The sequence below is a fragment of the Actinomadura sp. 7K534 genome (genome assembly GCF_004348575.1).
Lineage (GTDB): Bacteria > Actinomycetota > Actinomycetes > Streptosporangiales > Streptosporangiaceae > Spirillospora > Spirillospora livida.
Window position 1 is genome coordinate 1 of the sequence record NZ_SMKB01000473.1, and the last position, 1,540, is coordinate 1,540.

Annotated in this window: 1 protein-coding gene; it reads left to right on the forward strand. The window is 75.0% G+C overall.

All coding sequences use genetic code 11. From position 1 onward, the window contains the following. Nucleotides 1-72: 72 nt before the first annotated feature. Nucleotides 73-1,540: L-aspartate oxidase (locus tag E1266_RS37205; protein ID WP_243719373.1), on the forward strand; the 1,468-nt coding region annotated here is incomplete at its 3' end.

Sequence of the window (1,540 nt, forward strand, 5' to 3'; positions counted from 1 at the left end):
GTGCGGGGGGCGGCCGGGTGGCGGGATCGGGGTTAGGGTCATAATGACGAGAACCGATCCCGAGGAGGGCTCGTGATCCCTTCGGTTCTGTACGCCCCCGCCCCCGGCTGGACCACCGACACCGACGTCGTCGTCATCGGCTCCGGCATCGCCGGGCTCGTCGCCGCGCTCCGCTGCCGCTCTCGCGGGCGCGTGCTCCTGGTCACCAAGGCATTGCTGGACGCGGGATCCACCCGCTGGGCCCAGGGCGGGATCGCCGCCGCGCTCGCGCCCGACGATTCCCCCGAAGACCACCTCGCCGACACGCTCACCGCCGGTGTCGGGCTGTGCGACGTGGACGCCGTCCGCGCGCTGGTCACCGAGGGGCCGGACGCCGTCCGCGACCTCATCGGGCTCGGCGCCGCTTTCGACCGTTCCAACGGCGGCGAGATCGCGCTGACGCGCGAGGGCGGCCACCACCGGCGCCGCATCGCCCACGCCGGCGGGGACGCCACCGGCGCGGAGATCAGCCGCGCTCTCCTCGCCGCGCTCAAGGACTCCGGCGTCGAGGTCATCGAGCACGCGCTGGTCCTCGACCTGCTGAAAGACGGCGCCGGACGCGCGGCCGGGATCACCCTGCACGTCATGGGCGAGGGGCAGCCCGGCGGTGTCGGCGCCGTCCGCGCCCGCGCGGTCGTGCTCGCCACCGGCGGCCTCGGGCAGGTGTTCTCCGCCACGACGAACCCCGAGGTCTCGACCGGCGACGGTGTCGCGCTCGCCCTGCGCGCCGGCGCCGAGGTCGCCGACCTGGAGTTCGTCCAGTTCCACCCGACCGTGCTGTGGCTCGGTGAGGACGCGCGGGGCCAGCAGCCGCTGATCTCCGAGGCCGTCCGGGGCGAGGGCGCGCACATCGTCGACCACGCCGGCGAGCGGTTCATGCTCGGCCGCCACGAACTCGCCGAACTCGCCCCGCGCGACGTCGTCGCCAAGGGCATCATGAACCGGATGCGCGAGACCGGCGCGTCCCACATGCTGCTGGACGGCCGCCACCTCGGCGCCGCGATGTGGGAGAACCGCTTCCCGACCATCCTCGCCGCCTGCCGGCACCACGGCATCGACCCCGTGGCGGAACCCATCCCGGTCGTCCCGGCCGCGCACTACGCGAGCGGGGGAGTCCGCACCGACCTGCACGGCCGCACGACCGTCCCCGGCCTCTACGCCTGCGGCGAGGTCGCCTGCACCGGCGTCCACGGGGCGAACCGCCTGGCCTCCAACTCCCTGCTGGAGGGCCTCGTCTTCGCCGCCCGCATAGCCGCCGTCCTGGAAGAGGACCTGGCGGCCCCCTCCCTCCGCCCACCTCCCGAATCGGACCGGGACCTGGACGGCCAGGTCGGGGGTGGTCTCGACGGTCCGGCGCGTCGCGCCGCTTCCGCCCCGGCCGCGGCCGGGAGAGCTGCGGATGCCGATCCTGAGGGCGCTCAGCCTGGCGATGAGGTGCCCGGGGGCTTCATGGCCGGTGGGGCGCTGCAGGCGGGCCACCCGGTGGGGACCGGGTTGGTCG